Genomic DNA, 24507 nt, shown 5'->3' with positions numbered 1-24507 from the left:
TCGAAGACTATCACTGGGTGCAACGCATGAACTCGTGGCAGAAAAGGGTGTTAGAGAAGCTCCTCCCTGAGAGGTTCCCGATTCTCAGGTGGATAATGACATTGGTGCTGGTATTAAGCTTGACCAGTTGCGGTGAGAAAGCCGATAGCCAGGAAGTATCTACTGGTTATAGAGAAAACCCTCCACAGATTTCTCAAATTTCAAAGCAATTTTCGGAAGTTTCCCCACCATCTGTTATCCAAGCACTGCGTCCAAGTTTGGAGGTGTATCAGCCACAAGTGGCAATTCTGACTCCAAGACCTGATGAAGTTTTCCAAAATAATAAAGTTACAGCCAGTTTTCAGGTTAAGGATCTACCAATATTTAAAGACCCACAATTACAACTGGGGCCACATCTCCATGTAATTCTGGATAATCAACCTTATATTCCTGTTTACGACCTGAATCAACCCTTGGTTTTACCAGAGTTGTCTCCAGGTACTCATACCCTGCGCGTCTTTGCCTCTCGTCCTTGGCATGAAAGCTTTAAGAATGAAGGTGCTTATGCCGAGACAACATTTCACGTCTTTACCAAAACTGACGACAATAACCCAGATGCCAAATTACCTCTGCTAACTTACAGCCGTCCCCAAAGTAGCTACGGGGCAGAGCCAATCTTACTAGACTTTTATCTCACTAACGCTCCCCTGCACCTCGTTGACAAGGAAAACACTAACGAAGGATTTAGTGATTGGCGCATCCGCGTCACAATTAATGGTGAAAGCTTTGTTTTCGATCGCTGGCAGGCAGTTTATCTTAAAGGCTTCCAAACTGGTAAAAACTGGATAAAGCTAGAATTTCTCGATAATCAGGGAAATCCTCTCAAAAATGTCTTCAATACCACAGTGCGAGTCATTGACTTCCAGCCAAAGGGTAAAGATACTTTGTCGAAAATTGTGAGGGGAGAACTCACAGCAGATGAGGTACGTGGCATTGTAGACCCGAATTATAAACTTACACCTATGCCTTCTGTTGAAAAAACACCTCAAATCCAACCGAAGCTAGAAAAGCAGCCTCTTCCTGAAACTGAAGCTCCAAAAGAATCTAAAACACAGCCAGAAGAACCAAAATTGGAAGTTCCAACGGTTGTACCATCTCCTACCTTATCCCCGACACCATCAGAAGCACAGCCAACGGTAACGCCGACTCCAGAATCAACGCCGCTACCTGAAAAAGTTGCGCCCCAGCCAACTAAACCTAAAGTTGACGGATTTTTTAACCGTCGGGCGGGTAAGACACCTACTCCAGAAGTAACAGTTGAGCCATCTCCTAGTTTGCCACCTGCATTGCCAGAGATTATTGAGTCTCCAGCACCAGAAATAATTACGCCAACACCAGAACCACAACCAGAGGTAACGCCAACTCCTGAATCAACACCGTCAACTGAAAAAGTTACGCCTCAGCCAACAAAATCTAGATTTAGCGGATATTTTAAGCGCCGAACGAGCAAGACACCTACTCCAGAAGTAACAGTTGCGCCATCTCCTAATTTGCCACCTGCACTGCCAGAGATTATTGAGTCTCCTGTAGCAGAACCACAGCCAGAGGTAATACCAACCCCTGAATCAACGCCGTTACCTAAAATAAGCGCTCCCGAAGCAGAAAAACCGGAATCAAGCAAAGACACTCAACTGTAAATCTTGCGCTAAAGCCTCAACAAATGTGATCGCACCTACAGGATTTCCTATATCATCCAACCCAGGACTGTAGCAAGCGATCGCTCCCTCACCTGGGACTATTGCGACAAGTCCACCACCAATCCCTGATTTCATCGGTACACCAATCCTGACTGCAAAATCGGCAGAAGCTTCATAAAGTCCACAAGTTAACATCACAGCATTGACAATCCGGCGATTCTGTGATTTCACTAACCCACTTTCACAAGCTAGAAGTTTTCCTAACAGAGCTAAATCTTCAACTCGCCCAGAAATAGAACATATTTGCTCATAAGTGTCAAGTGCTATTTCAAGATTTTCTAAATAACCTGTTTCGCTAAGATAGTTTGCGATCGCTTCATTGGCTGTTGAGCGGGTTAATCGCACTGAAGCCAGCATTACTTCATCTAAACTGAGTTGGCAACCTGCTAATTGGTTGAGCCATTGACAAAATAAAAGAGTGCGTTGGGTAGCATCTTTTCCTGGTAACTTATCAGCGAGGGTGATTGCCCCACTATTAATCATCGGGTTACGGGGGCGGCCGCGATCGCTAACTAATTGTTCTAAAGAATTGAAGGGTGCATCCGATGGTTCAACTCCAACCCAGCCAAAAACTGTTTCTGCGCCAAAATGTTCCAGCAGATAAAGTAAAGAAAATGTCTTAATAACGCTCATTAGCGGGAAGACACAAGCGGTATCCCCAAAGCTGATATTTTTCCCCGATTCACAGCAGACGTGAACCGCAAACCAACCAGGATCGGCTAAAGCTAATTGTGGAATGCGATTGATAACTCGTCCCTGTTTAGCCTGAATTTTAGCTTGTTCTACCCAAGCTGATAACTCCGTAGTAATTAATTTTTCAAGTCCTTTCACAACAGATACACCCAAATTAAATTACGAATTACGAACTTGTACTGAGCTTGTCCTGAGCGTAGCCGAAGTATTACGAACTACGAATTATTATGCTTCCCCGTGTAAGAGCGCCAGAATTACCACACAATTACTCTTGGTTCAATACCGACAAACCTTTGTCTCTAAAACAACTCAAGGGTAGAGTCATAATTTTAGACTTTTGGACATACTGCTGTATAAATTGTCTGCATATTCTGCCAAACCTGAAATATTTAGAACAGAAATATAAAGATAGCCTTACCGTTATCGGTGTTCATTCTGCCAAATTTGACAACGAAAAAGAAACAGAAAATATTCGCCAAGCTATTCTGCGCTACGACGTTGAACACCCAGTTATAGTTGACAGCAATTTTCGACTTTGGGAAGAATATGCTGTACGTGCTTGGCCTACATTAATAATTATTGATCCAGAAGGTTACGTGATTGGTCAGATTTCTGGAGAAGGAAACCGTGACACTTTAGACGAGTTGATTCAAAAATTAATTCAGCAACACCAAGATAAAGGCACAATTAATTTTCAAGAACTTAGTTTGATATTAGAAAAACAGCGCCAGCCATTAATTACTCCCCTAGCTTTTCCTGGTAAAGTCTTAGCTACCCAGGCGGGTTTGTTTATCGCTGACTCTGGACATCATCGCCTGATTATGAGTAGCTTCGACGGCGAAATTCTGCATTTAATTGGTACTGGGAAATCTGGCTTAACCGATGGTGCTTTTAACGAAGCGCAGTTTTTTGCACCGCAGGGAATGGCTTATGATGCAGAAAATCAAATTCTTTATGTTGCTGATACAGAAAATCATACCCTGCGCCGAGTTGACTTGAAGCGTCAAGTAGTAGAAGCGATCGCAGGAACTGGAGAACAAAGTCGGAGTATTCATCCTCATGGCGGTGCTGGTTTAGAAACCCCGCTAAATTCCCCTTGGGATTTAGTGAAAGTGGGAAATACCTTATTTATTGCAATGGCTGGGCCGCATCAAATTTGGGAAATGGATTTAGAAACTAGCATGATTAAAACTTATGCAGGTACTGGTGCAGAAGCTTGCGTTGATGGTTCACTTACCGAATCTGCCTTTGCTCAACCCAGTGGTATTAGCACCGATGGAAAAGAATTATATATCGCTGACAGTGAAGTTAGTTCAATTCGTGGTGTTGGAATTGTAGAACCGTATCAAGTACGAACTGTTTGCGGTAGTGGTGGTTTATTTGGTTTTGGTGACGTTGATGGACAAGGTGAAGATGTCCGTTTACAACATTGTTTAGGAGTGGAATTTGCTCAAAATTTTTTGTGGGTAGCAGATACCTACAATCACAAAATTAAATTAGTTAGTCCTAGTGGCAATTGTCAAACAGTTTTGGGAGATGGTACTGCTGGATTACAAGATGGACAAGATAAGAATAGCCGATTTTTTGAACCTTCGGGATTGAGTGTTAACGGCTCATATTTATATATTGCTGATACTAATAATCATGCCATCCGCCGCTTAGATTTAAATGCTCTTGAGGTGACGACGCTAGAGTTTTTTGGCTTATGTGCGCCAGATGTTTGTATTCCGCCAAATGTAACCGCTACCGATTTTAACCTCATGTAGAGATAAAATTTGCATCTAGTGCCTTTGGGCGAGATTTTAAATGGTAATTTTTTTAGCGATCGCTTAATTGGCTTCTAAGATTCTAAAATTAACTGTGAGTTACAATAAATATACTATGCAATTAGTAATTTTTGATGTTGATGGGACACTAACAAATACCTACAAAATTGATGAAAATTGTTTTGTACGCGCTCTTGCATTAGAATTTGGTATTTTTGGTATAAATACAAATTGGGCTGAATACGCATACACGACGGATTCGGGAATTACTCAGAAAATTTTCCAAGAAAAATTAGAACGTCTTCCTTTAAATGAAGAGTTAGTCAGACTCAAAGCACGTTTTGTTAATCTACTTCAGGAAGCTTTTATTAACAACCAAGATTTATTCAGTGAAATTCCTGGCGCGGCAAATGTATTAGCTAAATTACAGCTAGATCCTGATTGGTATGTTGCGATCGCAACTGGTGGTTGGCGTGAGTCTGCTAAACTAAAACTTCAAAAAGCTAATTTAGAAATAGAAGGTATCCCCTTAGCTTCAGCTAATGATGCACTTTCACGAGAAGATATTATTAAAACAGCTATTATCAAAGCAGAGAATTTTTATCAAGTTGAAAAATTTCAGAAAGTTGTTTTTGTCGGTGATGGGGTTTGGGATGTAAAAGCAGCCTATGACTTGAGTATTACTTTTATTGGAATAGGTGATAAAAAATTAACAAGTGTAGGCGCTACAAAAGTAATTAAAGACTTTACAAATTTAGGGAATTTTCTGAAAATATTACAAGATGCAACAATTCCTAGATTATCTATGAACACCATTCTCCACATTGCCAAACGCCAACAATGGGAACAGGCAAAAAATCTCGGTACATATCGCGCTGATTCGTTAGACAGTGAAGGTTTTATACATTGTTCAAAATCAACGCAAATACTCAAAGTTGCAAAGAGATTTTTTAATAATCAAAAAGAATTAGTACTACTTTTTATTGATTCTGAGAAAGTACAAGCTGAAATTCGTTATGAAGAGGCTGAAATTGGCGACTTATTTCCTCACATTTATGGTGAGTTAAATGTTGATGCTGTGTATCAGGTGGTTGATTTTGAAGCTGGGGAAGATGGTTTGTTTGAGTTGCCGCAAGAAGTTATAGAATTAGAAGAATAACGAACCGCAAAGGACGCAAAGGGCGCAAAATTGGGAATCTTTAGGTTCAACCACCTTTAAGCGAAAAGATATAAGTGTAGGTATTGAACCTGATGATTGTTTTTATATTCAAAACTATCAGCTAATGATTGGCAAAGACAAGATCGACTTAACGGTTGATCATCCTCCTGATTTAGCGATTGAAATTGATGTCACCTCTAAAACCCAAATTAGTGCATATCAAGCGTTAAAAGTACCTGAAATTTGGCGATATGAAAGCAAAAATTTAGAAATTAACTTATTGCAAGGTGAACAATATATAAAGTCTCTCACAAGCGCCATATTCCCTGGTTTTCCTGTCAATGAAATAATTCCTCGGTTTATGGAAATGGCACGAACCACAGGAACAAGTTCAGCACTTAGATCATTTCGACAATGGTTAAGGGAACAAATACAAAACAGCTAGGGTGAATAGAATTTACCCCTATACAAACAAAATTTAAGTCCAAATTAAGGTTTTAAAACCCACCTCTTTCGGTTTTGCTTGTGTAGACTAGGTTTCTAACCACCCAAATAAAGAGATTCCGCGCTTTACTTAAAGAACGGGGAATTAATAATCCAGAGCAATTGTGACCGAATTTAATTTACAAATCCAAGAAAATAGCGATGGCTGCGCCAACGCCAAGGGCGAACGCTTGTCTTCTCATATAGAGGATGCAGCACCTAGCATACTTCCCTCCAGCAATACGATACACTGCACTGACACTAAAGGCGATCGCATTGACCGTTTCCTTTCTCAAGAATTACCAGATTTATCTCGTTCGCGCATCCAGCAGTTAATCGAACAGGGTAATGTTCAACTTAATGATAAAGTTTGCACTTCTAAGAAGATCAATGTCAAGCTAGGCGATCGCATCACTCTGGAAATACCAGAAGCACAACCCCTAGAACTGCTAGCAGAAGATATCCCTTTAGATATCCTCTACGAAGATGACCAATTACTTATTCTCAACAAACCCGCAGGTTTAGTTGTCCATCCCGCACCCGGTCATCCAGATGGCACACTGGTAAATGCTTTGTTGGCACACTGTCCCAATTTACCAGGAATTGGCGGAATCCAACGTCCGGGAATCGTCCATCGATTGGATAAGGATACAACGGGAGCGATCGCGATCGCAAAAACAGAAGTTGCCCATCATCACCTACAAGCTCAACTCAAAGCTAAAACCGCACGCAGAGAATACTTGGGCGTGGTTTATGGTGCGCCAAAAGTTGAGAGTGGCACAATTGACTTACCCATTGGTCGCCATCCACAAGACCGCAAAAAAATGGCTATTATGCCTATTGAACAAGGCGGACGATCTGCCGTCACTCATTGGCAAGTATTAGAACGCCTCGGTAATTTCACTTTGATCCGCTTCCAATTAGAAACAGGACGCACCCATCAAATCCGCGTCCACAGCGCCAAAATGGGCCATCCCATTGTCGGCGACCCAGTTTATAGTTCTGGTCATTCAGTGGGCGTAAATTTGTCTGGTCAAGCACTACACGCTTGGCGGCTAAGATTACAGCATCCCCTATCCGGCGAGATGATTGAGGTGACAGCTACCCCTCCCACCCAATTTACGAAACTTTTGGAGATGCTAAAAAGACGAACTACACTTTAGCTCATCCCACGCCTAAAAATAACGCTATTTTACAGACATTGGGCATTAACAAAAAACCATATCCCATAACCAATGCCCAATGCCCCATTCCCATTAACAACTAGCGTGCATCAGACATGGGATAGAGTCTGTTTCACTAGTTATACCTAAATGAAACTCCTACATAACCCAAGACTCATGCACGCTATAAAATGATCAAAGCGATGTACTAGACAGCCGCCGACCAAAAATTGTTACTTAATTCCAGCTAACTGGCGATAAGGTACGGACTTTTCGATATCGATATTGAATGACGAGATTCTTTGTGGCGTATTGCCAGTTGCATTGACACTTTGTGCCATAGTCAAGAACAGAGCTGGATCGCCAGCTTTTGGCTTTTGCTCTTGTGGAAGGAATCTGCGTACTTCGACCTGCCAAATGATTTGGGGGAAACCCAGTTTGGCACGGTGGTAATCTTCGTATCGCGGAGATTTGATGTTAAATGGCAACTCACCTGTAGATTGAGATGGCAGTATCCGACGGCGCTGATAGGGCACTGTGGAATATCCAAAATTGCTCAGGTACTCTTCAGTGTTGAGAACTTCATCAACAAAGCCTACAATACCCTTGGTAGCGACCACAATTGACCAAGCGATTTTTTCGCGCTCGTTGTATGGGTCACGTCCTAGAACGCGCTGAATTACTTGCTCAACAAAGCGATAATTATTGTTGAGGTCGTAAAAGCTTTTCTTAAAGGTATTGGAAAGAACCAATCCACGAACAAAGTCTCGTACTGTAATTTGTCCATTACGGAGTTGAGACTCTAAATATGTTTCGCGATCGGCAGCAAAAGCATAGAAGAAAAGTTGACGATATGCTGCTTCGATCAGATCGCCTAAATCTGATGGAGACAGGATATTGTCTGTAGTAAAAATCCTGGGCTGTTCATCACCCGGTACTTCATATCCAGCGACACGCTGGTTTTGACTTGAAGGTTCATATTCTAACAGAGGAATTGCCATTCTAAAGCCTCCATGTTCTTAATTAAAGTTAACAACTTTAAATCACATATTAAGGGAGTAGTTGTATCAGAACCTCAGATTCTGATAAAATTTCACGAAACTTAACTAAGGGTGATTTTAAGTATTGGGTATGAAAAACGATTAGCACACTGGATTCAACCCATAGCTAATCAATAAAAAAAGTAGTGCAACTTCCAGCTTAATAGTTACTGTAAATGACTAAAAAATTTTATTCACATATTTCAGATTAGAAGATTGAGTTTCACTTTTTTTAACTGAAGCAATAAAATTTAACATTTAGCAAAAGAAATTAATAGAAGATTGGGAATTGGGAATTGGGAGTTGGGAATTGTCAATTGGCATTGATTATTCCCTATTCTCCTCTGCCCCCTGCCCTCTTTCCTCCTGCCCTCTTCAACGACCTATCCAAAATTCCAGAGGATCTATGGTTGACTTACAGTAAGGCCAGCTACGCAAAGTTGCTTCCATTCCTTCCTCCCAGTAGGGTGGTTCTAATCCCAGTCCTAAACATAGATGAGATAGGATGCTAGCAAACTGCTGATTGTGACCAAAGTCTCCTAGATGGGCATGGGCGTATTCATGGACGACTACACCAAACCAGTCTTTAGGTGCAACTCGACCGACATCTACCAAAATAGTGATTGGATTTGTGAGAATATTGCACACCCCGTCTATGCCAAAAGATTGAGCTATGGGGACTGCAAAAATTTGGATGTGGCGACGCTCTTGCGGATGAAAGCACTCATGACAAACTTCTAAGTAGGCGTTGATCTGAGCGTTTACGGTGTTAATATTTTCGCCAATCCAAGTACAAATGGGGATGCGATCGCGCAGGTTATCGAACACATCCACCATCCCCGGCTCTAGGGCAAGTCTCTGCACCCGATGTAGATAATCTTGCCCACGAGTAAAAGCATCACTTTGCTTGAGATAATTCACCAACCCAGAACTGAATAAAACTGTTTTTTTTCTAGAATATCCTGCTCAAGTCTTTCTGTTACCTGTTCTGTGCCGGAAACCTCAACAGAACTTTCGATGCGGCTTTCAGTACAAAACGATGCCGTACTGAAGCCACCAAACCGTTTTACTGTACTGGTTCGAAGTCGCATATTTGGGCTGGCAAACCAGAACCTCTCAATGGAACTCATTGTTTCGTATTCGGTTGTCAACACTAGTCCATCTTCATCATCCATGTGAAAAAGACCGACTACAGGCACAATTTCGGCATAGCCTCTTTCGCGCAGTAATTTGCCAGCCCTTGGGTTATCCTCATCAGGCACGATCGCAAATATAGTTTTCCCCTGATGGTTCTCTTCGTTCTCTCTATCCCAAGCCATTGTGCCTAGCCAACGCACACGTGACCCTCCTACTGAAAGGCTGGGGTCAATTTCATGATACTGGCACAGTTCAATGATTTCTGGATGATTGGCTTCCAGAGTTTCTACTTGTATATCCGATTCTCCAGTCTCTGAGCGTTTGAACGCCAGATGATGAGTTGCTCGTTGCGATCGCCACTTACCAGCACTTAGCTGAAAAAATTCCATTGCGTCTATCAATCTTCTGACTCCTACTTATGACTCCTGCGGATGATGTTATACGTGTTTTTTCTTTTTACAGTTATTGGTATATAAACATTCTAAACATTACAGCGATTAGCGATCAGCTTCAACAAACTCCCTACAAACGCAGGGTGAGATAGAGATGTTGTTACCAAATTGTAAATTTTTATGAGGGTGGTTATTTATAGCTTGACAATGTGGACAGTTTAATATCTCAGTGCTAAAATAGTTTAAAGCGATCGTCTTCACATTACTAGTAACAACCGATACCTTCGATTCAGTCAATCAGAGGAGTGTAATGATGGATTTTCCAGTCGAATTAACATTAGAGCAACAGTTTCGCTTACAAAATTTGAAAGACCAGGTAAAGAATTTGAGTCAACAAGAAGCTCAAGAATTTTTGTTAGAAGTTTTACGGCAGATGATGGTAAAAGATAATTTGGTCAAACACCTGCTAAAACAAGCTTGATAGAGTAAAAAAAGAATATCCTTTCCTTAAGACTTACGCAGTGGCAGAGTTCCGTTGAAATGCGTAAGTCTTAATTTTTTAGGCATTGGAAGAGACAGGGAGCAGGGGAGCAGGGGACAAGGGGACAAGAGGTGAGAACTTGAAACAAGTCTTTCCCCTTGTCCCCAATTCTCCTTGTCCCCAAGTCCTCTTCCCAATTCCCAAATTAAATATTACAGATTATTACTTTGTCTCTCATAGTAAAGACTAGGGCACTATTGATCCCCTATGTTTTTGTTTGGCTACTCACAGTTAATTCTGATCGAGAACACGCCAGAAATAATATCCGCCATTTGTGAATATTAAGGAGAACTCATGGTTCTTGATGCTTTTTCCAGAGCTGTAATTGCGGCTGATGCCAAAACCGCTCCTATCGGTGGTGCTGACTTAGCAGCCCTTAAGTCTTTCATTGCTGAAGGCAACAAGCGCCTTGATGCTGTGAATGCGATCGCCAGCAACGCTAGCTGTGCAGTTTCTGATGCCATTGCTGGTATTGCTTGTGAAAACACAGGTTTGCTTCAAGCTGGTGGTAACTTATACCCCACTCGCCGGATGGCTGCTTGCCTACGCGATGCTGAAATCGTTCTGCGCTACGTAACCTATGCGTTGTTAGCTGGTGATTCTTCTGTATTAGACGATCGCGCTTTGAACGGTCTGAAAGAAACCTACACAGCTTTGGGCGTACCTACTGGATCTTCAGTACGTGCTTTCCAAATCCTGAAGGCTATCAGCGTTGCTCACATCACCAACACCAATACTGAAGCTAACGCTGGCAAAAGATTCCGCAAGATTGACACTCCTCAAGGCGACTGCTCTGCTCTAGCTGCTGAAGCTGCTAGCTACTTCGATCGCGTTATTTCTGCTCTGAGCTAATTGCTAATCGCTAATGTCTTAAGCCTATTAGTCAAGCCAACTGAAATACAAAACCCGATCACATCTAATCTGGAGTATAAAAAGCAATGAAATCAGTTATCACTACGGTTATTGGATCTGCTGATGCAGCAGGTCGTTTTCCAACCACCTCTGATCTAGAATCCGTTCAAGGTAGCATTCAACGTGCTAGCGCTCGTTTAGAAGCTGCTGAAAAGTTGGCTGCTGGTATTGATGCAGTCGCTAAAGAAGCTTATGATGCTGCTTTTAAGAAATATCCTTACCTGACCCAAGAAGGTGAAGCTGGCGACACTCAAGTTAAGAAAGACAAGTGCTTCCGCGACATCAAGCACTATCTACGCTTGATCAACTACAGCTTAGTTGTGGGCGGTACTGGCCCTCTGGATGAGTGGGGTATTGCAGGCGCTCGTGAAGTTTACCGCTCTTTGGGTCTGCCTACTGCTCCCTACGTTACCGCGTTGACCTACACTCGCGATCGCGCTTGTTCTCCTCGTGACTTGTCTCCTCAAGCATTAGGTGAGTTCCGCGCTCTTCTCGACTACGTAATCAACTCCCTTTCATAGTAATAGGGATTGACTAGACGTAGACGAGCGATCGTTATACTCTAAAACTCAGGGACTCTCAGTCTGTTGCTTTGCCTGTATCTGGTTGAGTGATTGATCAAGAGTCCCTCAGTTGTTACTAATTCTTAATTCGTAATTCGTAATTCGTAATTAATGATTGAACCTGGGGGATTTAAACAGGGAAATTTTCTTTTATGACAATAGATTCATTATTTGAACAGTTGAAACACCCTAACCCAAATCTGCGGGAACGAGCCATGTGGGAACTGGCTGATGTTCGTGATGAAAATACGATTTCTCGCTTAATGGGTATTTTGGATGAAGAAGATGTGACTTACCGTCGTGCTGCTGTTAAGGCACTGGGTGCTATTGGTACAGATGCTGTCCCATCATTGGTAGATTCATTAATAAATAGCGAGAATGCAACCATTCGGGGTAGTTGTGCTAAGGCTCTGGCACAGGTTGCTGCTAACCATCCCGATGTTCCTTTCCCAGATGAGGGCTTACAGGGATTAAAAACAGCGCTCAATGACCCAAATGCCGTTGTCTATATTGCATCAGTAATGGCACTGGGTGAAATTGGTTCTCCTGCCTTTGAAATTTTGGCTGAGGCTCTGAAAACAATAGATAATGTTGCCCTGGCTGTAGCGATTGTTAATGCACTGGGTTCGATGGGTGATATGCGGGGAGTAGAAGTGTTGACAGCATTAACTGATGATGAATCTGCCGATCCCTATGTTCGTGAATCAGCAGTGAGTGCTTTGCCCCGATTAGATCAGGTGATTAATTATAAAAGAGGATAGCGATCGCACTCTTCTTCTGTCTAAATTATCTTGGGAGCAATTTCAGCCAGTAGACTGCTATAAGCAAATTGGTCAAAAGTACTGGTGATTACCAAGCATTTTCCTCTAACTGTCTCTCAATTTGAGAAATCGCCAACTTGATCACCGCCTGAACTCCTGCTTCCTGTTCTTGGTTTAATGTGGCTTGTAGGGGTTCTAAGGCAGTGCGATCGCCAATTTTCATTAATGCTAGAGCCGCCGCTTTTCGGGTTTCCCAATCGGGATGATGCAGTAACTCAACTAGATTAGGAATCGCGGGTTGATAAGCCAGACTACCCAAAGCAGATGCCGCTTCACACCGCACCATTAGGGATGAATCGGTGAGAGCGTTCACTAGAATGTGAAATGCTCCTTCTTCAGTACCTTCTTCAGCAATTTTAGCGATCGCACCCACCACCGCAGCGCGAACATCAGCCGAGTCTGAGTTAATTTCTCGATATAAATGCTCCTTCGCTTCTGCTCCAATAAATCCCAGCGCCCACACAGCATGTCCTTTAGCACTTTCTGGATACTCTGTTGACGCTAAGATTTTCAGCAATGCTGGCACAGCTGCCTCACCGATTTTGGCAAGTCCCCCCACCGCCGAGGTTTTGACCACTGTATCTTCATCATTTAGGAGGGCATTAACCAAGGTGGGAACTGCGATCGGATCGGCAATCAGTGTCAGGGTTTTGGCGCTGGCTCTGCGTACAACTGGGTTGGGGTGATTTGCCACAGCTTCCATTAACAAAGAGGTCGCTGGTTTACCGACTTTACCCAGCGCCTCTGCAAAACTCAACCTAACCATCCCCCGTGAGTCTCCCATACTCTCAATCATCTGCTTGAGTAGCTCTTGATCGTCAGAGTTGAAGGATTTTAAGCCTAATTGCTCATTCACTGTTGCAAGTAAAGCATCGGTTTCTGCCTGGGAAAGATGTAACGAATCCTCCCCGGATTGAGTTTTGGAGTCGAGCATTATGACTTCTAGCTAAATTATCAAGATGATTACTAGTTATTGACGCTCAGGGAAGCTTGCTGATTACGCAGTTCCTGGAGTGCAGAATCAATTTTGGCAAGCTCAGGCTCCAGTTGTGCCATAACATTTACCCTCATCAACTTCGCCCGTTTTGCTGTTTCTGTAGTTTCTTGAACTAGACGTTCCCGATATAGCTCAAGTTCTGCAATCACTTCGGCGACATCTTGAGGGGTTATGTTATCGGTTGTTGTGAATTCTGAGGTTTCATCCATAATTTTTGTTTCCTAAATGCGTGTTTATATGAATGATGTGTAGTCAGTATTCGACTATCTTTTGTATTTGGTTACTCGCTAAAGATAAGCACTTAGCAGATACATAAAATTGCACAATTGGCAAGAGGTAACTCAACTAGTCGCTGACAAATGCATATATTCCGATCTTCTCAGATCGCGTTACCACTGGTAAAGCTTTTTGATAGAAATCTTCAAAAGTCGAACTCAACTACAGCTTTTGATCTAAGTTCTGCAAGTTTTTTAGGTTTTTTAAGTTGAAGTGTGTAGGCGTAGCCCGTCGTAGATATCGCGCTAGCATGGTTACGCCATAAAACTAACTGATGCAAAACTACAGGTTGTAGAGGCAATTCCAATACGGTTCAGTTAAGGCTTAACTCTTTAGGACTAGCCTTTTCAAGGTGACTCGTAAAATCTCTTATTTTGTCTCTGCGCTCTCTGTGCCTCTGCGGTTTAAAAGTATTTTTTCTAACCATAGAGGCGCAGAGGACACAGAGTATAGAGCTTAAAGAGGAATTTATTGACCAAAATTTTACTCACCTTGAAAGGGTTACTCTTTAGGACTTACGCATTGACAAGAAATACCAAATATAGATTAAGGTTAAAAACCATATCTTTCGTAAGGGCACAAGCATTACTGTCCCCCTACAGCAAGGTCTATTTACGATCGCACAATTCCCATTCCCCATTCCCAATTCCCAATTCCCAATTATTTTAAGATGTTTCCTCTAGTGGGAAAATATCTCCTCGCAAGTAGGATTCAAAATTTTTCTTAAAGTATTGAATGCTCGTCACATTGGGTTCGTCACTTTCTGTTGGCGTGAATTCATAAATTGGTACTTTTTCCCTCACCAACTTGACCAAGCTAGGATGAAGCTGCTCAAAAGAATCTACTCTAAATATTGTTGTTTCAAATCTTAATTTAGCTGGATGAGCATAACCTAACTTCATCCAGGGCAACCAAGGACAGTCTCTCGCCCATTTAGCAGGAGGGACTTCAGTGGCATCAGGTCGGCAAGTATTTGATATAAAGTACTCAACTCCCTTAAACTTTTCTCCAGGGCAATAATCTAAATATTTACTATCTCCTGCTAAAGGATGTGGGTATTCTAAAGGAATTTCCATAACCGAGGTAATGTATCCCTTGCCTTTGGGTATAACAGATTTCTTTGGTTTGACTGAGCCTTGGACAATGCGGTTAGCAATGTGAACTACTGGTACTGGTTGACTTGCTATTGGTGACTGCCAAAAGTGCAGAATTTCTTGAGTATCTGGATCGCAAAATAAACCCAACTCTCTATTGATGCGATACCCAACCTCGCCATGTTCAGGATCGGGTTTGAGAAATACTTTGGTAGCATTCATCCCAATAATAGAGAACAATTTTTCTTTTGGCTTGTCTGGCGTTTCTTGCCACCATATTTCTCCAGACCAGTTGTAATAAAGCTGTAACCCATGATTTTTTCTGTAAAAATCAAGGTTATTAAATTCGTAGTCATCTAAATAATCATTCATATATAGGCATTCGCTTTTATTTGTGATGTACTTTGGCTTAAAAGACAATAGCAAGGGGGAAAAAGGCAATAGGAAAGAAAGCTTTTTTTGTTGTACCTAGGGAAAAATTAAATATGAGTCTTATAGGACTCTTATCATTTTAAAATGACTACTAAGATGCAAAACGGTTTGTCGCTAGACATAGCAACGTTCATCTAACAGAGCTTACACAAAAAAATTTTGTAGTCCCCAGTCCCTAGTACGATAGTAAACATGAACTCTGAGCAATTATCCACGAGCCATTTATAGATCAATGGATAAACGTTTTTTTAAAATGTTTGGGCTAACAGAAGATCAAGCGATCGCAATTATCGATACACCATTAGAACAACTCGAAGACGCTTCTGATAAGTATATTGCTGTTTCCCATCTGATTAATTATCCCACTGAACAGTCGATCGCGGCTTTGGTACGAGCGATTGAAACTAGTAACCCTGATGAGTTAGACCATCGCATTGTTCGACGCAAGGCTGTGGAAAGCTTGGGGCGATTGCAGGCCGAATCAGCTTTACCTGTAATTCGGCAGTGCCTTAAAGATGATGATATTTATACTGTCGAAAATACCGTGTGGGCGATCGGGGAAATCGGGACTAAAGATCCAGATATTCTTGAAGAAGTGGCGCAATTACTGGATAAACCAGGTCAAATTTATCGAGTTATTATTCACACTTTAGCTAATGCTGACTATCAGCCGTCTTTGGAACGTGTAAATAAATTTACTCAAGCTGATGATGAACCTACGCGTAGTGCTGCGATCGCTACAGTTTGTCGTTTTAGCGGTGACTACTCCCAAATAACTGAGGTGATGGCGCTGCTGCAAAGTTCCAGCGTCAATGCACGGCGAGGTTGCATTCAAGACTTGATTGATGCACGCTACTACAAAGCCATCCCAGAAATTGCTCGTTGTCCTGTATCTCTGGTGTTTCGCTTGCGAGGATTGCGAATGCTTTTGGATGCAGGCGTTCCCAGTGATGAAATTACCTTTACAGAAATTCAGCCTTACTTAGAAAAAGTACTTTACGATCATCCTAACGACCTTGATTTAGTACATGAGTATGACGCGACCCCTGTATTAGATTTTGTGATTAACGAACTCTACGAAACTGATTTTGGACGCTGCTATTTGGCTACAAAAACCTTACTAGATATCTATCCCCAAGAAGCACCCCAAGCACTTTTAACAACTTATGGGGATAAAGCATATAACGATTATGGCGCTCATTATCATGTAATGAAACTTTTCGGCTGGCTGAAATATGCTCCCGCTTATGATTTGTTAATAGAAAACCTACACAACCGCGAACCTCAGTTTCAGAAATCTCGTGCGGCGTGTGCGATCGCTCTTGGTGAATTGGGTGATTCACGAGCAATTCCTGAAATCAAAATTTGCCTCAATACGCCAATTTGGGATTTGAAATATGCTTGTTTATTGGCGCTAGACCGCTTAGGAGATTCCTCTGGTCGGGAAATTTGCGCTCATGATGGTGACTGGTTAATTAGAGCAAAAGCGACGAGTAATCAATATATGAATTCGACGGCTTATATTGTCTAACTAATTAGCTGAATGAAAAGACCTCTCCCTGGCTTTACTAAGTAAAACCTTCCCTCTCCGAGTCGGCTACGGTGTACACACAAGTCTTCTAAAGTTGCGCCACAAGCTTTTGATCCCCCCAACCCCCCTTAAAAAGGGGGGCAAAAAGCTCTCAAAGTCCCCCTTTTTAAGGGGGATTTAGGGGGATCTACGACGATTTTGGTTTTCTAGAAAGATGTGTGTACACCGTAGCTCAGACTCGGAGAGGGACAGACTTGAACTTTAGTTCAAGGCAGGGAGAGGTTCGTGGAACTCACTAGTTACAAACGCTAGGGACGCAGAAATTTACGCCCCTGGCAGTTTAGGATTTACTAGTGGTAACTGCTTCGTTTAACACTAACTCTGGTTTTGCTGTCTCCTCTTCTTCTGGCAAACCATAAATTGACCTGTACAACTTGACGTACTCTTTAGCAGATTTATACCAACTAAAATCTTCATTCATGCCCCGTTTTTGTAGTTCTTGCCATTGCGGTTTGAAACGGAAGCCTTCCCAAGCTCGGATCATACAAGTGAAAAGGTCTAGCGGTTCATAGCGGTCAAAGCAATAACCAGTACCTGCGGCATTTTCGGGGTCGTGATGGCTTACGGTGTCAACTAATCCACCTGTGCGGCGAACAATAGGTACTGAACCGTAACGCAAAGACATCATTTGACTGATACCGCATGGTTCAAAACGACTAGGCATCAAGAAGGCATCAGTACCAGCATAAATGCGGCGAGACAGGGCATCGTTATACAGTAAGTAAGTTGCCATGCGTCCGGGAAAACGGGATGCTAATTGCCACATCTGAGTTTCATAGTAGCGATCGCCTGTTCCCAATAAAACAAACTGTGCATCTGTATAAGATAGGAAGCGATCGAGGATTTGCAAGATCAAATCAATGCCTTTTTGTTCTACTAATCGGGTAACAATCCCAATTAAAAAGGCTTTAGAATTGACTTCTAATCCTACTTCTTCTTGCAAAGCAATTTTGTTAGCCTTGCGTTTATCTAAAGTCTCAGTAGTGAAGGTTTGAGCAATATATTTGTCATCTTCGGGATTATAAACTTCAGTATCAATCCCGTTGATAATCCCAGATAACTTACCGCTAATAAAAGACAGCAAACCTTCTAATGTTTCACCATAAGCAGCTGTCTTGATTTGCTCGGCGTATGTAGGCGAAACTGTATTTACCTTATTGGCAAATTGCACTGCTGCTGCCATTGTGTTGTGTCCTTGCATATACCAAGGACACCAAGTAATCTTTTCTAAATACCAACGCCACGGCCCTTGATAAGCCAGGTTATGAATGGTAAACACTGTGGTGATATCTGGATCTTGGTGCATCCATACAGGAATCATTCCCGTATGCCAGTCATGACAATGGATAATGTCTGGTTTCCAGTAATTCCAGGCAAACTCGGCTGCACCATTAGAAAAGAAGGTGAACCGCCAGTCTTCATCATCTCCGGAATAAATGCGGCGAGGTAAGAAGACGGGATGTCCAAATAAGTACAAGGGAACATCAGTACCAGGCAGAACGCTTTCGTAAACAGCAAATTCCTGGAACATGGCAGACCCCCGCCAGATGGGTTCTTTGGGAATTTCCATTTTGTCTGGCAGGAAGCCATAGTAAGGCAAGAATATCCGCACATCATGCCCCATTTCTCTCAGAAATTTGGGTAATGCCCCAACAACATCACCCATTCCTCCTACTTTCGCAATGGGTGCTGCTTCTGCTGCAACAAATAGAATCCGCATGGTAATTTTTGCTTCCCCGATTCTGTCTATAATTGTCAAATTAACTTGATGATCGCGACCAACGCGATTTGTCGCGTCTTTGGTAAAACGACGATCAATTCTTATCTAATCACATCGGCTTGCCTAATTGCTTAGGAACCGCGTTGAATGACCGCAAAAATTTCTGATAAAATTTCTTGCGCTCCCTGTTGCCGTAATAACTCTGCTAGTTCAATACCTAGCGCTTCGGCATTATTGGCAATTCCAGTGACGGTATCTTTTACCAACTTTTGACCATCTATACTGGCAACTATGCCTGTTAAGGTCAAATTCTCACCAGAGATTTCTGTATTTACACCAATAGGTACTTGACATCCGCCCTCTAAAGAGCGTAGAAAAGAACGTTCGGCGAGACAGCGATCGCGTGTTGCAGGATGTTCGATTGCTTTGAGTAGAGTTAGCAATTCACTATCATCAGCACGGCATTCTATCCCTAAAGCACCTTGTCCAACGGCGTGGAGGGAGATTTCTTTGGGGATAATTTGATGAACGCGATCGCTCATTCCCAATCTCTCTAACCCTGCGGCTGCCAAAATTAAGGCATCGTATTCGCCTGCATCCAGTTTTGCCAATCGTGTAATCAAGTTTCCCCGCACATCTTTAAAAGTAAAGTGGGGGAAGTGGTGGCGTAACTGTGCTAACCGCCGCAGCGAAGATGTCCCAATTACTGCACCTTCGGGTAACGTATCGATTTGTTTATCTTTGTGCTTTTCATGCACCACTAATGCATCGGCTGGATTTTCCCGTTCAGTAATTGCTGCCAGTGTCAATCCTTCTGGTAAGTTAGTCGGCAAATCCTTGAGAGAATGAACTGCAAAGTCAATCTCTTGATTGAGCATTCCCACTTCAAGTTCTTTAGTAAAAAGTCCTTTATCGCCAATCTTAGCTAATGCTACATCAAGGATTTTGTCGCCTTGGGTAGACATGGTGTGGACTTCAAAAGTGATATCAGGAAAGCTTTTTTGGAGTTGCTCTTGTACCCAATAGGTTTGAACTAGAGCAAGTTGGCTTTTGCGTGAACCGATCCGAATGGTGCGTGGGGGACTAGAAACAACTGAAGTCATAAAACAATATATCAAACAAGGCGATAAATTCACTCTCATCTAGACTACCGTAGTCAGGGACTCATAAGAATTTTGGGTTTTAGATTTTGGATTTTGGATTACAATTCTTTACCAAAAGCTAGTTTGAGGAATCTCGAACAATACTAATTAGACTTATCTTTTAATGGGAGAGCGATCGCACAAGTTGTACCTATTCCTACTTCACTGGTGATGTTAATATGACCCTGGTGCAAGTCCACACACTTTTTCACCACTACCAATCCTAATCCAGTACCAGGAATGCTTTTGACATTTTTGCCACGATGAAACGGCTCAAACAGCTGCTTTTGATCTGCTAACAGAATCCCAATACCCTGATCTTTCACCTGGAGAATCACCGTATCTGATTGAAACTCCAGACTAAGATGAACATTCCCTCCTTGAGGAGAATATTTAATCGCATTGAGCAACAAATTAGACAAAATAGAACGCAACAACCTTTCATCCACCCAGCATGGAACAGCTTTCCCTTGGCAAACAAAGCTAAGTGTGTGCCTCTCGTCTGTACTCAGGCGCATTTCTTCGACAAAATCGCCGCAAAACTCTTCTAAATCTATGAGTTTAGGATTAAATTCTAGTTTTCCGGTTTCAGCTCGATTGATGGTTAAAATATCGTCTAACATTTGAACCATATTTTTGACAGAGAGTTGAATTCTCTGCAAGTTCCTCAGTCGCTTACAAGAGTTATCCCATTCATCCTGACAATTTTCTAGCAATTGGGCAGCTACTAAGGCAGTACTTAAAGGTGTGCGAAACTCGTGAGATGCCATTGAGAAAAAACGTGTTTTCAGCACACTAAGTTCTCTCTCTCGCTCTAGCGCCATCCGAATTTCATCTAACCGCTTGCGTCCAGTAATGTCACGTTGTACTGATATCCAGTGGGTATACCAGCCAGTTTGATCGGCTACAGGGACAACGCTGAATTCATTCCAGAATTCCGAGCCGTCTTTGCGGTAGTTAATTACCTGAACGGTAACTGTTTCCCAACGAGAAAGAGCAGTCCAAACTTTATCCAGTTCCGCCCGACTTGTTTTTGCTCCTTGCAGGATACGGGGCGTTTTACCTAAAACTTCCTCCAGGGTGTAACCTGTGATTCGGGTAAATGCTTCATTAACATAAATGATGTGCGGCCCAGGTTCGCCAATTGGTTGTGCTTCGGTGATAACTACCGCATCGTTAGTATTTACAACCACAGATTGCAGCAACCTTACCTGTTCTTCCTGCTGCTTTTGGTGTGTGATATCGGCAATTACTGCCACCATACCGTTGATACTATCGTCACTATCATGCAAGGGAGCAGCAGAGAAAACTATATCGATCGCAGTGCCATCTTTTTTAAAACGGCGCAATTCCACTCTGGTATAAGTTGTTCCTTGTAATATACTTTGTTGAAGAGTATTGTATTCCTCTAATTGATCGTCTAAAAAAATTGGGTTAGGATGGTCAATTACTTCCGCCTCCGTCCAGCCAAACATTCGTTCAGCAGCAGGATTCCAGATTTTCACATTCCCTTCTAAATCAAGTGTGAAGATGGCACGAGGAGAGGCAGTAATCAAAGCTTGCAATGCTGCTTGGGTGCGTTGACGTTCAGCTATTTCTGCTCTTAGAGAGACATTAGCTTTAGCTAACTCTTGAGTTCGCTGTTGGACACGGTGTTCTAATTCAGCGTTGAGTGTTTGTAGCTGCTTGTAAAGTTCTGATTGTTGAATAGCGATCGCCACTTGGGTTGCAAGTTGCTTCATCAATTCAATTTCCCAAGATTCCCATACACGGGTGCGATCGCACTGATGAGCAATTAATAAGCCCCAAAGATAAGGTGTAGAAGCAGGTGTTTTGCGATCGCGTTGTTTATCTGCTTCCCGATTTTCTTGGAGAATTGGCACCACCAACTTGGCTTTGACACCGAAGTGTTTAACGAAGTCTGCCAAGCATAATTCGACATCAGCTTGTTCAACATTAGCGATCGCACGAGTTTTCCCCAATGAATAAGCTTGGTGATATTCTCTCGGAAACACTTCTTCTGGAAAAGTTTCTCCTAAAATTTTTGTATATTCAGGTAAAACTGTTTCAGTGATTGCGCTACCTGTCCCATCTTCCCAAAGGCGATAAATTAACACCCGATCTGCTTGAAGAAACTCGCGCACTTCTGCAACGGTAGTAGTCAGAACCTCATCTAACTCCAAAGACTCACGGATATGTTGAGCAATTTGGTTTACCAACCGTTCCCGCTCAGTTTGTTGCCGCAGAATCACTTCTGCCCGTTGCCGTCTAGTTACTTCTAGTTTGAGAAAATAGTAAATTATCCCCAAGGTAATAATGCTACAGCCAACACCGAAAGGGGCGAGATTGATAACGCTAAAATCGGGAATGAGCATAGGAATGAGAGATTGGAGAAATAAAGTCTGGATTTGGGCGCGTTAGGCTTCACGTTTGGAAATTCTCCCAATAGAGCATTCATCAAGCATCTTCAATTGGATCGGAATATGTATCAAATCGTAGACAGAATTGCTGCATTATCCGCGACAAAGTTGAGCTTTGAGTGAGAATTGGAAAATTTATATTTTCCAATTCTCACTCAACTTGCTTATGATATACATTGTAATTACACTGTAAGTATGAGCGAAAAGCTAAGTCTAATGAGCAAAAGCACGGTGTATCGTTCAATGAGGCAGAAACCGTCTTCTATGACGAGAATGCTCGCTTACTCTATGACCCTGAGCATTCTTTAGAAGAGGATCGTTACATACTCTTGGGAATGAGTGATTCACTACGTTTGTTGCTGGTGTGTCATCTCTATCAGGAAAGCGAGGAGGTTATCCGCATTATCTCGGCTCGTAAAGCTACTAAGCGGGAGCGTCAACAATATCAGAGTTTTGTCTCATGAAAGAAGAGTATGATTTTTCTCAATCTATCAAGAATCCGTACATTAAAAAACTTAAGAAGCAAGTGACGATTCGGCTTGAGGAGGATATCGTTGATTACTTCAAAGTTCTTGCCGAAGAAACTGGCATTTCCTATCAGAGCCTGATCAACCTTTATTTACAAGATTGTGTAAGATCACGGCGCAAACCCTCACTGGAGTGGGTGAACAACGCCTAACAAAGCGCTTTTGAGTTAATGCTATGTATAGGCGATCGCCTTGTTGCATTCAGCTAGTGGCGAACGTTGATAAACTGGATGTAGGACTTTTGGAGTGGCAGAAATCATGAGTGTTGCAAAATCTGCATCCCTAACCCTAGAAGAGTTTCTCAAGTTACCAGAAACAAAACCTGCAAGTATTTATATTGATGGTGAGATTATCCAGAAACCAATGCCGAAAACTCGCCACTCCCGACTTCAGGGTAAGTTGATTAATGGGATTAATGAAGTCACAGAGAAAAAGCAAATCGCTTATGCTTTTCCAGAGTTGCGTTGTACTTTTGGTGGTCGCTCAATTGTTCCAGATGTGGCGGTTATTCGTTGGCAACAAATTGAGTTTGACGATAACGGAGAACCTGTAGACGATGTGTTAATTGCTCCAAACTGGACAATTGAAATTCTTTCTCCATATCAAAGTTCTAATCGAGTTACCAATAATATTTTACACTGCCTAAAATATGGTTGTCAGCTAGGATGGTTAATCGATCCTGATGATCGCTCAGTTCTCATATTTAAACCACATCAACAACCAGAATTTTGTCATAGAGAAGATAGATTGACTGTTCTAGATGGTGTTGATTTAGAGTTGACAGTAGAACAAGTATTTGGATGGTTAAAGATGAAACCAGAGTGAGAAGATATATTAAAATTACCGCTAAATAATCGGTTTCTAGTTCTAAATACTCACAATGAAATTTACTGATATAGCCAAATCTGGAAATGCTTGTGGGTAAATCGTGCCTCCAGATAATGTGCTTTTTGAAGCATAATCTCCATCTTGAGGATCTCTAAATACTATAAGTTGTCGCTTTCTAAGATTAACTACCCAATATTCAGGAATTTCTACTTCAGCATAGACTTTAGTTTTTATTTGTAAGTCCTTATCTAAGCTGGAATCTGAATATTCGATCAACCAAAAGATATTTTCAGGATAGGGATGATGTTCTAAATATTCACGTCTCAATCTTTGTACAATAGCAATATCAGGCTCAGGTTCAGAGTTGTTAGGAAGGGTAATCGGTTTACTAGGGCGAACTGTGGCACGATTGCCTAAAAGTTGAATCAGATACTCCCCAGCTTCACTACTGAAGTAGGCATGAGGTTCTCCTTCCGGTGGCATTTCTACTATTTCTCCCTTTAGTAGTTCTATACGCCGATCATCTAGTATACCTGCCGCAATCATGTGGTGATATTCATCTATTGTCCACTTAGCTGTAGTTACGGTCATAGAGAAAATTTTTTATTACCTAATAAAATACATATTAACGCAATTATATAAGTCGCTATAAATCAAAACAAATTAACAATTTTTATCAAATCTAGTGTACAAACCACCATACTTAAACCAGTATTGCCTTAACTGATGACAAGGTGTAAACAAACTGGCTTTGACACGATAAAGAAGAACCTGTCGATGGTCGCCCATCCAAATTTTGTCAATCGGCTCAACAGAAATTAATGTTCCTCCTAGAGCGGCTATACAGTCAGTAAATCTATCAACGCAAGAATAGTCTATAGTTTCAAATATAAAAAAGTGACCGGAACATATTAAATGACGGCTTCTTATCCAACATTGGAGCTTTTTATGTGCTTGTGGCGGCAACATTGTTTTGCTTCAAATAATTTGATATGAATGCAATTAGTTACATCGATTTTTGGATAAATAGATTTCTTGCATAAAGCATTTTTTTAGCTCGCACAAAGGCGTAAA

The 24507-nt window shown here is 41.9% G+C and carries 23 protein-coding genes and 2 pseudogenes; 14 read left to right on the top strand and 11 right to left on the bottom strand.

Annotated elements, in window-relative coordinates:
- The first annotated feature begins 26 nt into the window (after positions 1 to 26).
- Positions 27 to 1676 (top strand): hypothetical protein, encoded by a 1650-nt coding sequence (locus tag FD724_RS21425; RefSeq protein ID WP_179075575.1) that lies wholly within the window; start codon positions 27 to 29, stop codon positions 1674 to 1676.
- Here the strand turns inward: FD724_RS21425 and glsA are convergent.
- Complete coding sequence (gene glsA, locus FD724_RS21420; protein WP_179074039.1) at positions 1653 to 2567, bottom strand: glutaminase A; 915 nt, start codon at positions 2565 to 2567, stop codon at positions 1653 to 1655. The two genes, FD724_RS21425 and glsA, sit on opposite strands and share 24 nt — an antisense overlap.
- A gap of 89 nt (positions 2568 to 2656) precedes the next feature.
- On the opposite strand from glsA, the gene FD724_RS21415 reads away from it, so the two are divergent.
- From FD724_RS21415 to FD724_RS21400, 5 genes and pseudogenes are all read left to right on the top strand, one after another.
- A complete protein-coding gene (locus FD724_RS21415) occupies positions 2657 to 4195 on the top strand; it encodes a thioredoxin-like domain-containing protein (RefSeq protein WP_179074038.1) in 1539 nt (512 codons plus the stop codon).
- A 115-nt stretch (positions 4196 to 4310) separates the two neighbouring features.
- Positions 4311 to 4832: pseudogene (locus tag FD724_RS41010) on the top strand (HAD family hydrolase); the annotation flags it as partial.
- Between the two features lie 168 nt (positions 4833 to 5000).
- On the top strand, positions 5001 to 5354 hold the full coding sequence (locus FD724_RS41005) for a DUF952 domain-containing protein (RefSeq protein ID WP_256874605.1): 354 nt from the start codon (positions 5001 to 5003) through the stop codon (positions 5352 to 5354).
- 70 nt (positions 5355 to 5424) lie between these two features.
- A complete protein-coding gene (locus tag FD724_RS21405; protein ID WP_179075574.1) occupies positions 5425 to 5799 on the top strand; it encodes a Uma2 family endonuclease in 375 nt (124 codons plus the stop codon).
- 283 nt (positions 5800 to 6082) lie between these two features.
- Positions 6083 to 7000 carry an RluA family pseudouridine synthase gene (locus FD724_RS21400; RefSeq protein WP_179075573.1) on the top strand — a complete coding sequence of 306 codons (918 nt, stop codon included), beginning with the start codon at positions 6083 to 6085 and terminating at the stop codon, positions 6998 to 7000.
- Positions 7001 to 7233: 233 nt separating this feature from the next.
- On the opposite strand, the gene FD724_RS21395 is transcribed toward FD724_RS21400, so the two are convergent.
- The 3 genes from FD724_RS21395 to FD724_RS21385 form a co-directional block, all read right to left on the bottom strand.
- The gene (locus tag FD724_RS21395; RefSeq protein ID WP_012410166.1) at positions 7234 to 8001 is read right to left on the bottom strand and encodes a phycobilisome rod-core linker polypeptide; all 768 of its coding nucleotides are present in this window, start codon (positions 7999 to 8001) and stop codon (positions 7234 to 7236) included.
- Between the two features lie 414 nt (positions 8002 to 8415).
- Entirely contained in the window at positions 8416 to 8961 is a 546-nt protein-coding gene (locus tag FD724_RS21390) for a hypothetical protein (protein WP_179074036.1), read from the bottom strand.
- Complete coding sequence (locus FD724_RS21385) at positions 8958 to 9575, bottom strand: phycobiliprotein lyase (RefSeq protein WP_179075572.1); 618 nt, start codon at positions 9573 to 9575, stop codon at positions 8958 to 8960. Before FD724_RS21385 ends, FD724_RS21390 begins: the two co-directional genes overlap by 4 nt.
- 304 nt (positions 9576 to 9879) lie before the next feature.
- Between FD724_RS21385 and FD724_RS21380 the strand changes: the two genes are divergently transcribed.
- The 4 genes from FD724_RS21380 to FD724_RS21365 all read left to right on the top strand — a co-directional run bounded on the left by FD724_RS21380 (position 9880) and on the right by FD724_RS21365 (position 12346).
- Positions 9880 to 10050 carry an NblA/ycf18 family protein gene (locus tag FD724_RS21380; protein WP_242060871.1) on the top strand — a complete coding sequence of 57 codons (171 nt, stop codon included), beginning with the start codon at positions 9880 to 9882 and terminating at the stop codon, positions 10048 to 10050.
- A gap of 354 nt (positions 10051 to 10404) precedes the next feature.
- Positions 10405 to 10962, top strand: coding sequence for a bleomycin hydrolase (locus FD724_RS21375; RefSeq protein ID WP_163935266.1), 558 nt, complete (start codon positions 10405 to 10407; stop codon positions 10960 to 10962).
- An 86-nt stretch (positions 10963 to 11048) separates the two neighbouring features.
- Positions 11049 to 11543: a bleomycin hydrolase gene (locus FD724_RS21370; protein ID WP_012410161.1), complete on the top strand. Its 495-nt coding sequence runs from the start codon at positions 11049 to 11051 to the stop codon at positions 11541 to 11543.
- 194 nt (positions 11544 to 11737) lie between these two features.
- Entirely contained in the window at positions 11738 to 12346 is a 609-nt protein-coding gene (locus FD724_RS21365; protein ID WP_114081199.1) for a HEAT repeat domain-containing protein, read from the top strand.
- A gap of 88 nt (positions 12347 to 12434) precedes the next feature.
- Here FD724_RS21365 and FD724_RS21360 read toward each other — a convergent pair whose 3' ends face one another.
- The 3 genes from FD724_RS21360 to FD724_RS21350 form a co-directional block, all read right to left on the bottom strand.
- Positions 12435 to 13340, bottom strand: coding sequence for a HEAT repeat domain-containing protein (locus tag FD724_RS21360; RefSeq protein ID WP_179074035.1), 906 nt, complete (start codon positions 13338 to 13340; stop codon positions 12435 to 12437).
- A 32-nt stretch (positions 13341 to 13372) separates the two neighbouring features.
- Positions 13373 to 13612: a hypothetical protein gene (locus FD724_RS21355; RefSeq protein WP_012410158.1), complete on the bottom strand. Its 240-nt coding sequence runs from the start codon at positions 13610 to 13612 to the stop codon at positions 13373 to 13375.
- Positions 13613 to 14344: 732 nt separating this feature from the next.
- Positions 14345 to 15145, bottom strand: a complete 801-nt coding sequence (locus FD724_RS21350) for a DUF1838 family protein (RefSeq protein ID WP_179074034.1) — start codon at positions 15143 to 15145, stop codon at positions 14345 to 14347.
- A gap of 292 nt (positions 15146 to 15437) precedes the next feature.
- On the opposite strand from FD724_RS21350, the gene FD724_RS21345 reads away from it, so the two are divergent.
- Positions 15438 to 16736 (top strand): HEAT repeat domain-containing protein, encoded by a 1299-nt coding sequence (locus tag FD724_RS21345; protein WP_179074033.1) that lies wholly within the window; start codon positions 15438 to 15440, stop codon positions 16734 to 16736.
- A 340-nt stretch (positions 16737 to 17076) separates the two neighbouring features.
- Here the strand turns inward: FD724_RS21345 and glgA are convergent, their stop codons facing one another.
- From glgA to FD724_RS21330, 3 genes are all read right to left on the bottom strand, one after another.
- Positions 17077 to 18516, bottom strand: coding sequence for a glycogen synthase GlgA (gene glgA / locus FD724_RS21340; protein ID WP_179074032.1), 1440 nt, complete (start codon positions 18514 to 18516; stop codon positions 17077 to 17079).
- A gap of 131 nt (positions 18517 to 18647) precedes the next feature.
- Positions 18648 to 19619: a hydroxymethylbilane synthase gene (hemC, locus tag FD724_RS21335; RefSeq protein ID WP_179074031.1), complete on the bottom strand. Its 972-nt coding sequence runs from the start codon at positions 19617 to 19619 to the stop codon at positions 18648 to 18650.
- A gap of 143 nt (positions 19620 to 19762) precedes the next feature.
- The gene (locus tag FD724_RS21330; protein ID WP_256874330.1) at positions 19763 to 22033 is read right to left on the bottom strand and encodes a PAS domain S-box protein; all 2271 of its coding nucleotides are present in this window, start codon (positions 22031 to 22033) and stop codon (positions 19763 to 19765) included.
- Between the two features lie 302 nt (positions 22034 to 22335).
- On the opposite strand from FD724_RS21330, the pseudogene FD724_RS21325 reads away from it, so the two are divergent.
- The 3 genes and pseudogenes from FD724_RS21325 to FD724_RS21315 form a co-directional block, all read left to right on the top strand.
- A pseudogene (locus FD724_RS21325) lies at positions 22336 to 22542 on the top strand (BrnT family toxin); the annotation flags it as partial.
- The gene (locus FD724_RS21320) at positions 22539 to 22757 is read left to right on the top strand and encodes a CopG family antitoxin (RefSeq protein ID WP_179074030.1); all 219 of its coding nucleotides are present in this window, start codon (positions 22539 to 22541) and stop codon (positions 22755 to 22757) included. The pseudogene FD724_RS21325 and the gene FD724_RS21320, both read left to right, overlap by 4 nt.
- A 106-nt stretch (positions 22758 to 22863) precedes the next feature.
- Positions 22864 to 23430 carry a Uma2 family endonuclease gene (locus tag FD724_RS21315; RefSeq protein WP_179074029.1) on the top strand — a complete coding sequence of 189 codons (567 nt, stop codon included), beginning with the start codon at positions 22864 to 22866 and terminating at the stop codon, positions 23428 to 23430.
- A 42-nt stretch (positions 23431 to 23472) separates the two neighbouring features.
- Here the strand turns inward: FD724_RS21315 and FD724_RS21310 are convergent, their stop codons facing one another.
- On the bottom strand, positions 23473 to 24024 hold the full coding sequence (locus FD724_RS21310) for a Uma2 family endonuclease (RefSeq protein WP_179074028.1): 552 nt from the start codon (positions 24022 to 24024) through the stop codon (positions 23473 to 23475).
- Positions 24025 to 24507: the final 483 nt, after the last annotated feature.

This window comes from Nostoc sp. C057 (assembly GCF_013393925.1).
Classification (GTDB): domain Bacteria; phylum Cyanobacteriota; class Cyanobacteriia; order Cyanobacteriales; family Nostocaceae; genus Nostoc; species Nostoc muscorum_A.
This window is presented reverse-complemented; position numbering and strand designations above follow the sequence as displayed.

Bases quoted from the DNA above. Each gene is read 5' to 3' on its own strand.
- FD724_RS21310 (WP_179074028.1), bottom strand. From the start codon at position 24,024: ATGACCGTAACTACAGCTAAGTGGACAATAGATGAATATCACCACATG.
- FD724_RS21370 (WP_012410161.1), top strand. From the start codon at position 11,049: ATGAAATCAGTTATCACTACGGTTATTGGATCTGCTGATGCAGCAGGT.
- hemC (WP_179074031.1), bottom strand. From the start codon at position 19,619: ATGACTTCAGTTGTTTCTAGTCCCCCACGCACCATTCGGATCGGTTCA.
- FD724_RS21395 (WP_012410166.1), bottom strand. From the start codon at position 8,001: ATGGCAATTCCTCTGTTAGAATATGAACCTTCAAGTCAAAACCAGCGT.
- FD724_RS21330 (WP_256874330.1), bottom strand. From the start codon at position 22,033: ATGCTCATTCCCGATTTTAGCGTTATCAATCTCGCCCCTTTCGGTGTT.
- FD724_RS21415 (WP_179074038.1), top strand. From the start codon at position 2,657: ATGCTTCCCCGTGTAAGAGCGCCAGAATTACCACACAATTACTCTTGG.
- glgA (WP_179074032.1), bottom strand. From the start codon at position 18,516: ATGCGGATTCTATTTGTTGCAGCAGAAGCAGCACCCATTGCGAAAGTA.
- FD724_RS21380 (WP_242060871.1), top strand. From the start codon at position 9,880: ATGATGGATTTTCCAGTCGAATTAACATTAGAGCAACAGTTTCGCTTA.
- FD724_RS21365 (WP_114081199.1), top strand. From the start codon at position 11,738: ATGACAATAGATTCATTATTTGAACAGTTGAAACACCCTAACCCAAAT.
- FD724_RS21375 (WP_163935266.1), top strand. From the start codon at position 10,405: ATGGTTCTTGATGCTTTTTCCAGAGCTGTAATTGCGGCTGATGCCAAA.
- FD724_RS21350 (WP_179074034.1), bottom strand. From the start codon at position 15,145: ATGAATGATTATTTAGATGACTACGAATTTAATAACCTTGATTTTTAC.
- FD724_RS21360 (WP_179074035.1), bottom strand. From the start codon at position 13,340: ATGCTCGACTCCAAAACTCAATCCGGGGAGGATTCGTTACATCTTTCC.
- FD724_RS21320 (WP_179074030.1), top strand. From the start codon at position 22,539: ATGAAAGAAGAGTATGATTTTTCTCAATCTATCAAGAATCCGTACATT.
- FD724_RS21315 (WP_179074029.1), top strand. From the start codon at position 22,864: ATGAGTGTTGCAAAATCTGCATCCCTAACCCTAGAAGAGTTTCTCAAG.
- FD724_RS21345 (WP_179074033.1), top strand. From the start codon at position 15,438: ATGGATAAACGTTTTTTTAAAATGTTTGGGCTAACAGAAGATCAAGCG.
- FD724_RS41005 (WP_256874605.1), top strand. From the start codon at position 5,001: ATGAACACCATTCTCCACATTGCCAAACGCCAACAATGGGAACAGGCA.
- FD724_RS21355 (WP_012410158.1), bottom strand. From the start codon at position 13,612: ATGGATGAAACCTCAGAATTCACAACAACCGATAACATAACCCCTCAA.
- FD724_RS21425 (WP_179075575.1), top strand. From the start codon at position 27: ATGAACTCGTGGCAGAAAAGGGTGTTAGAGAAGCTCCTCCCTGAGAGG.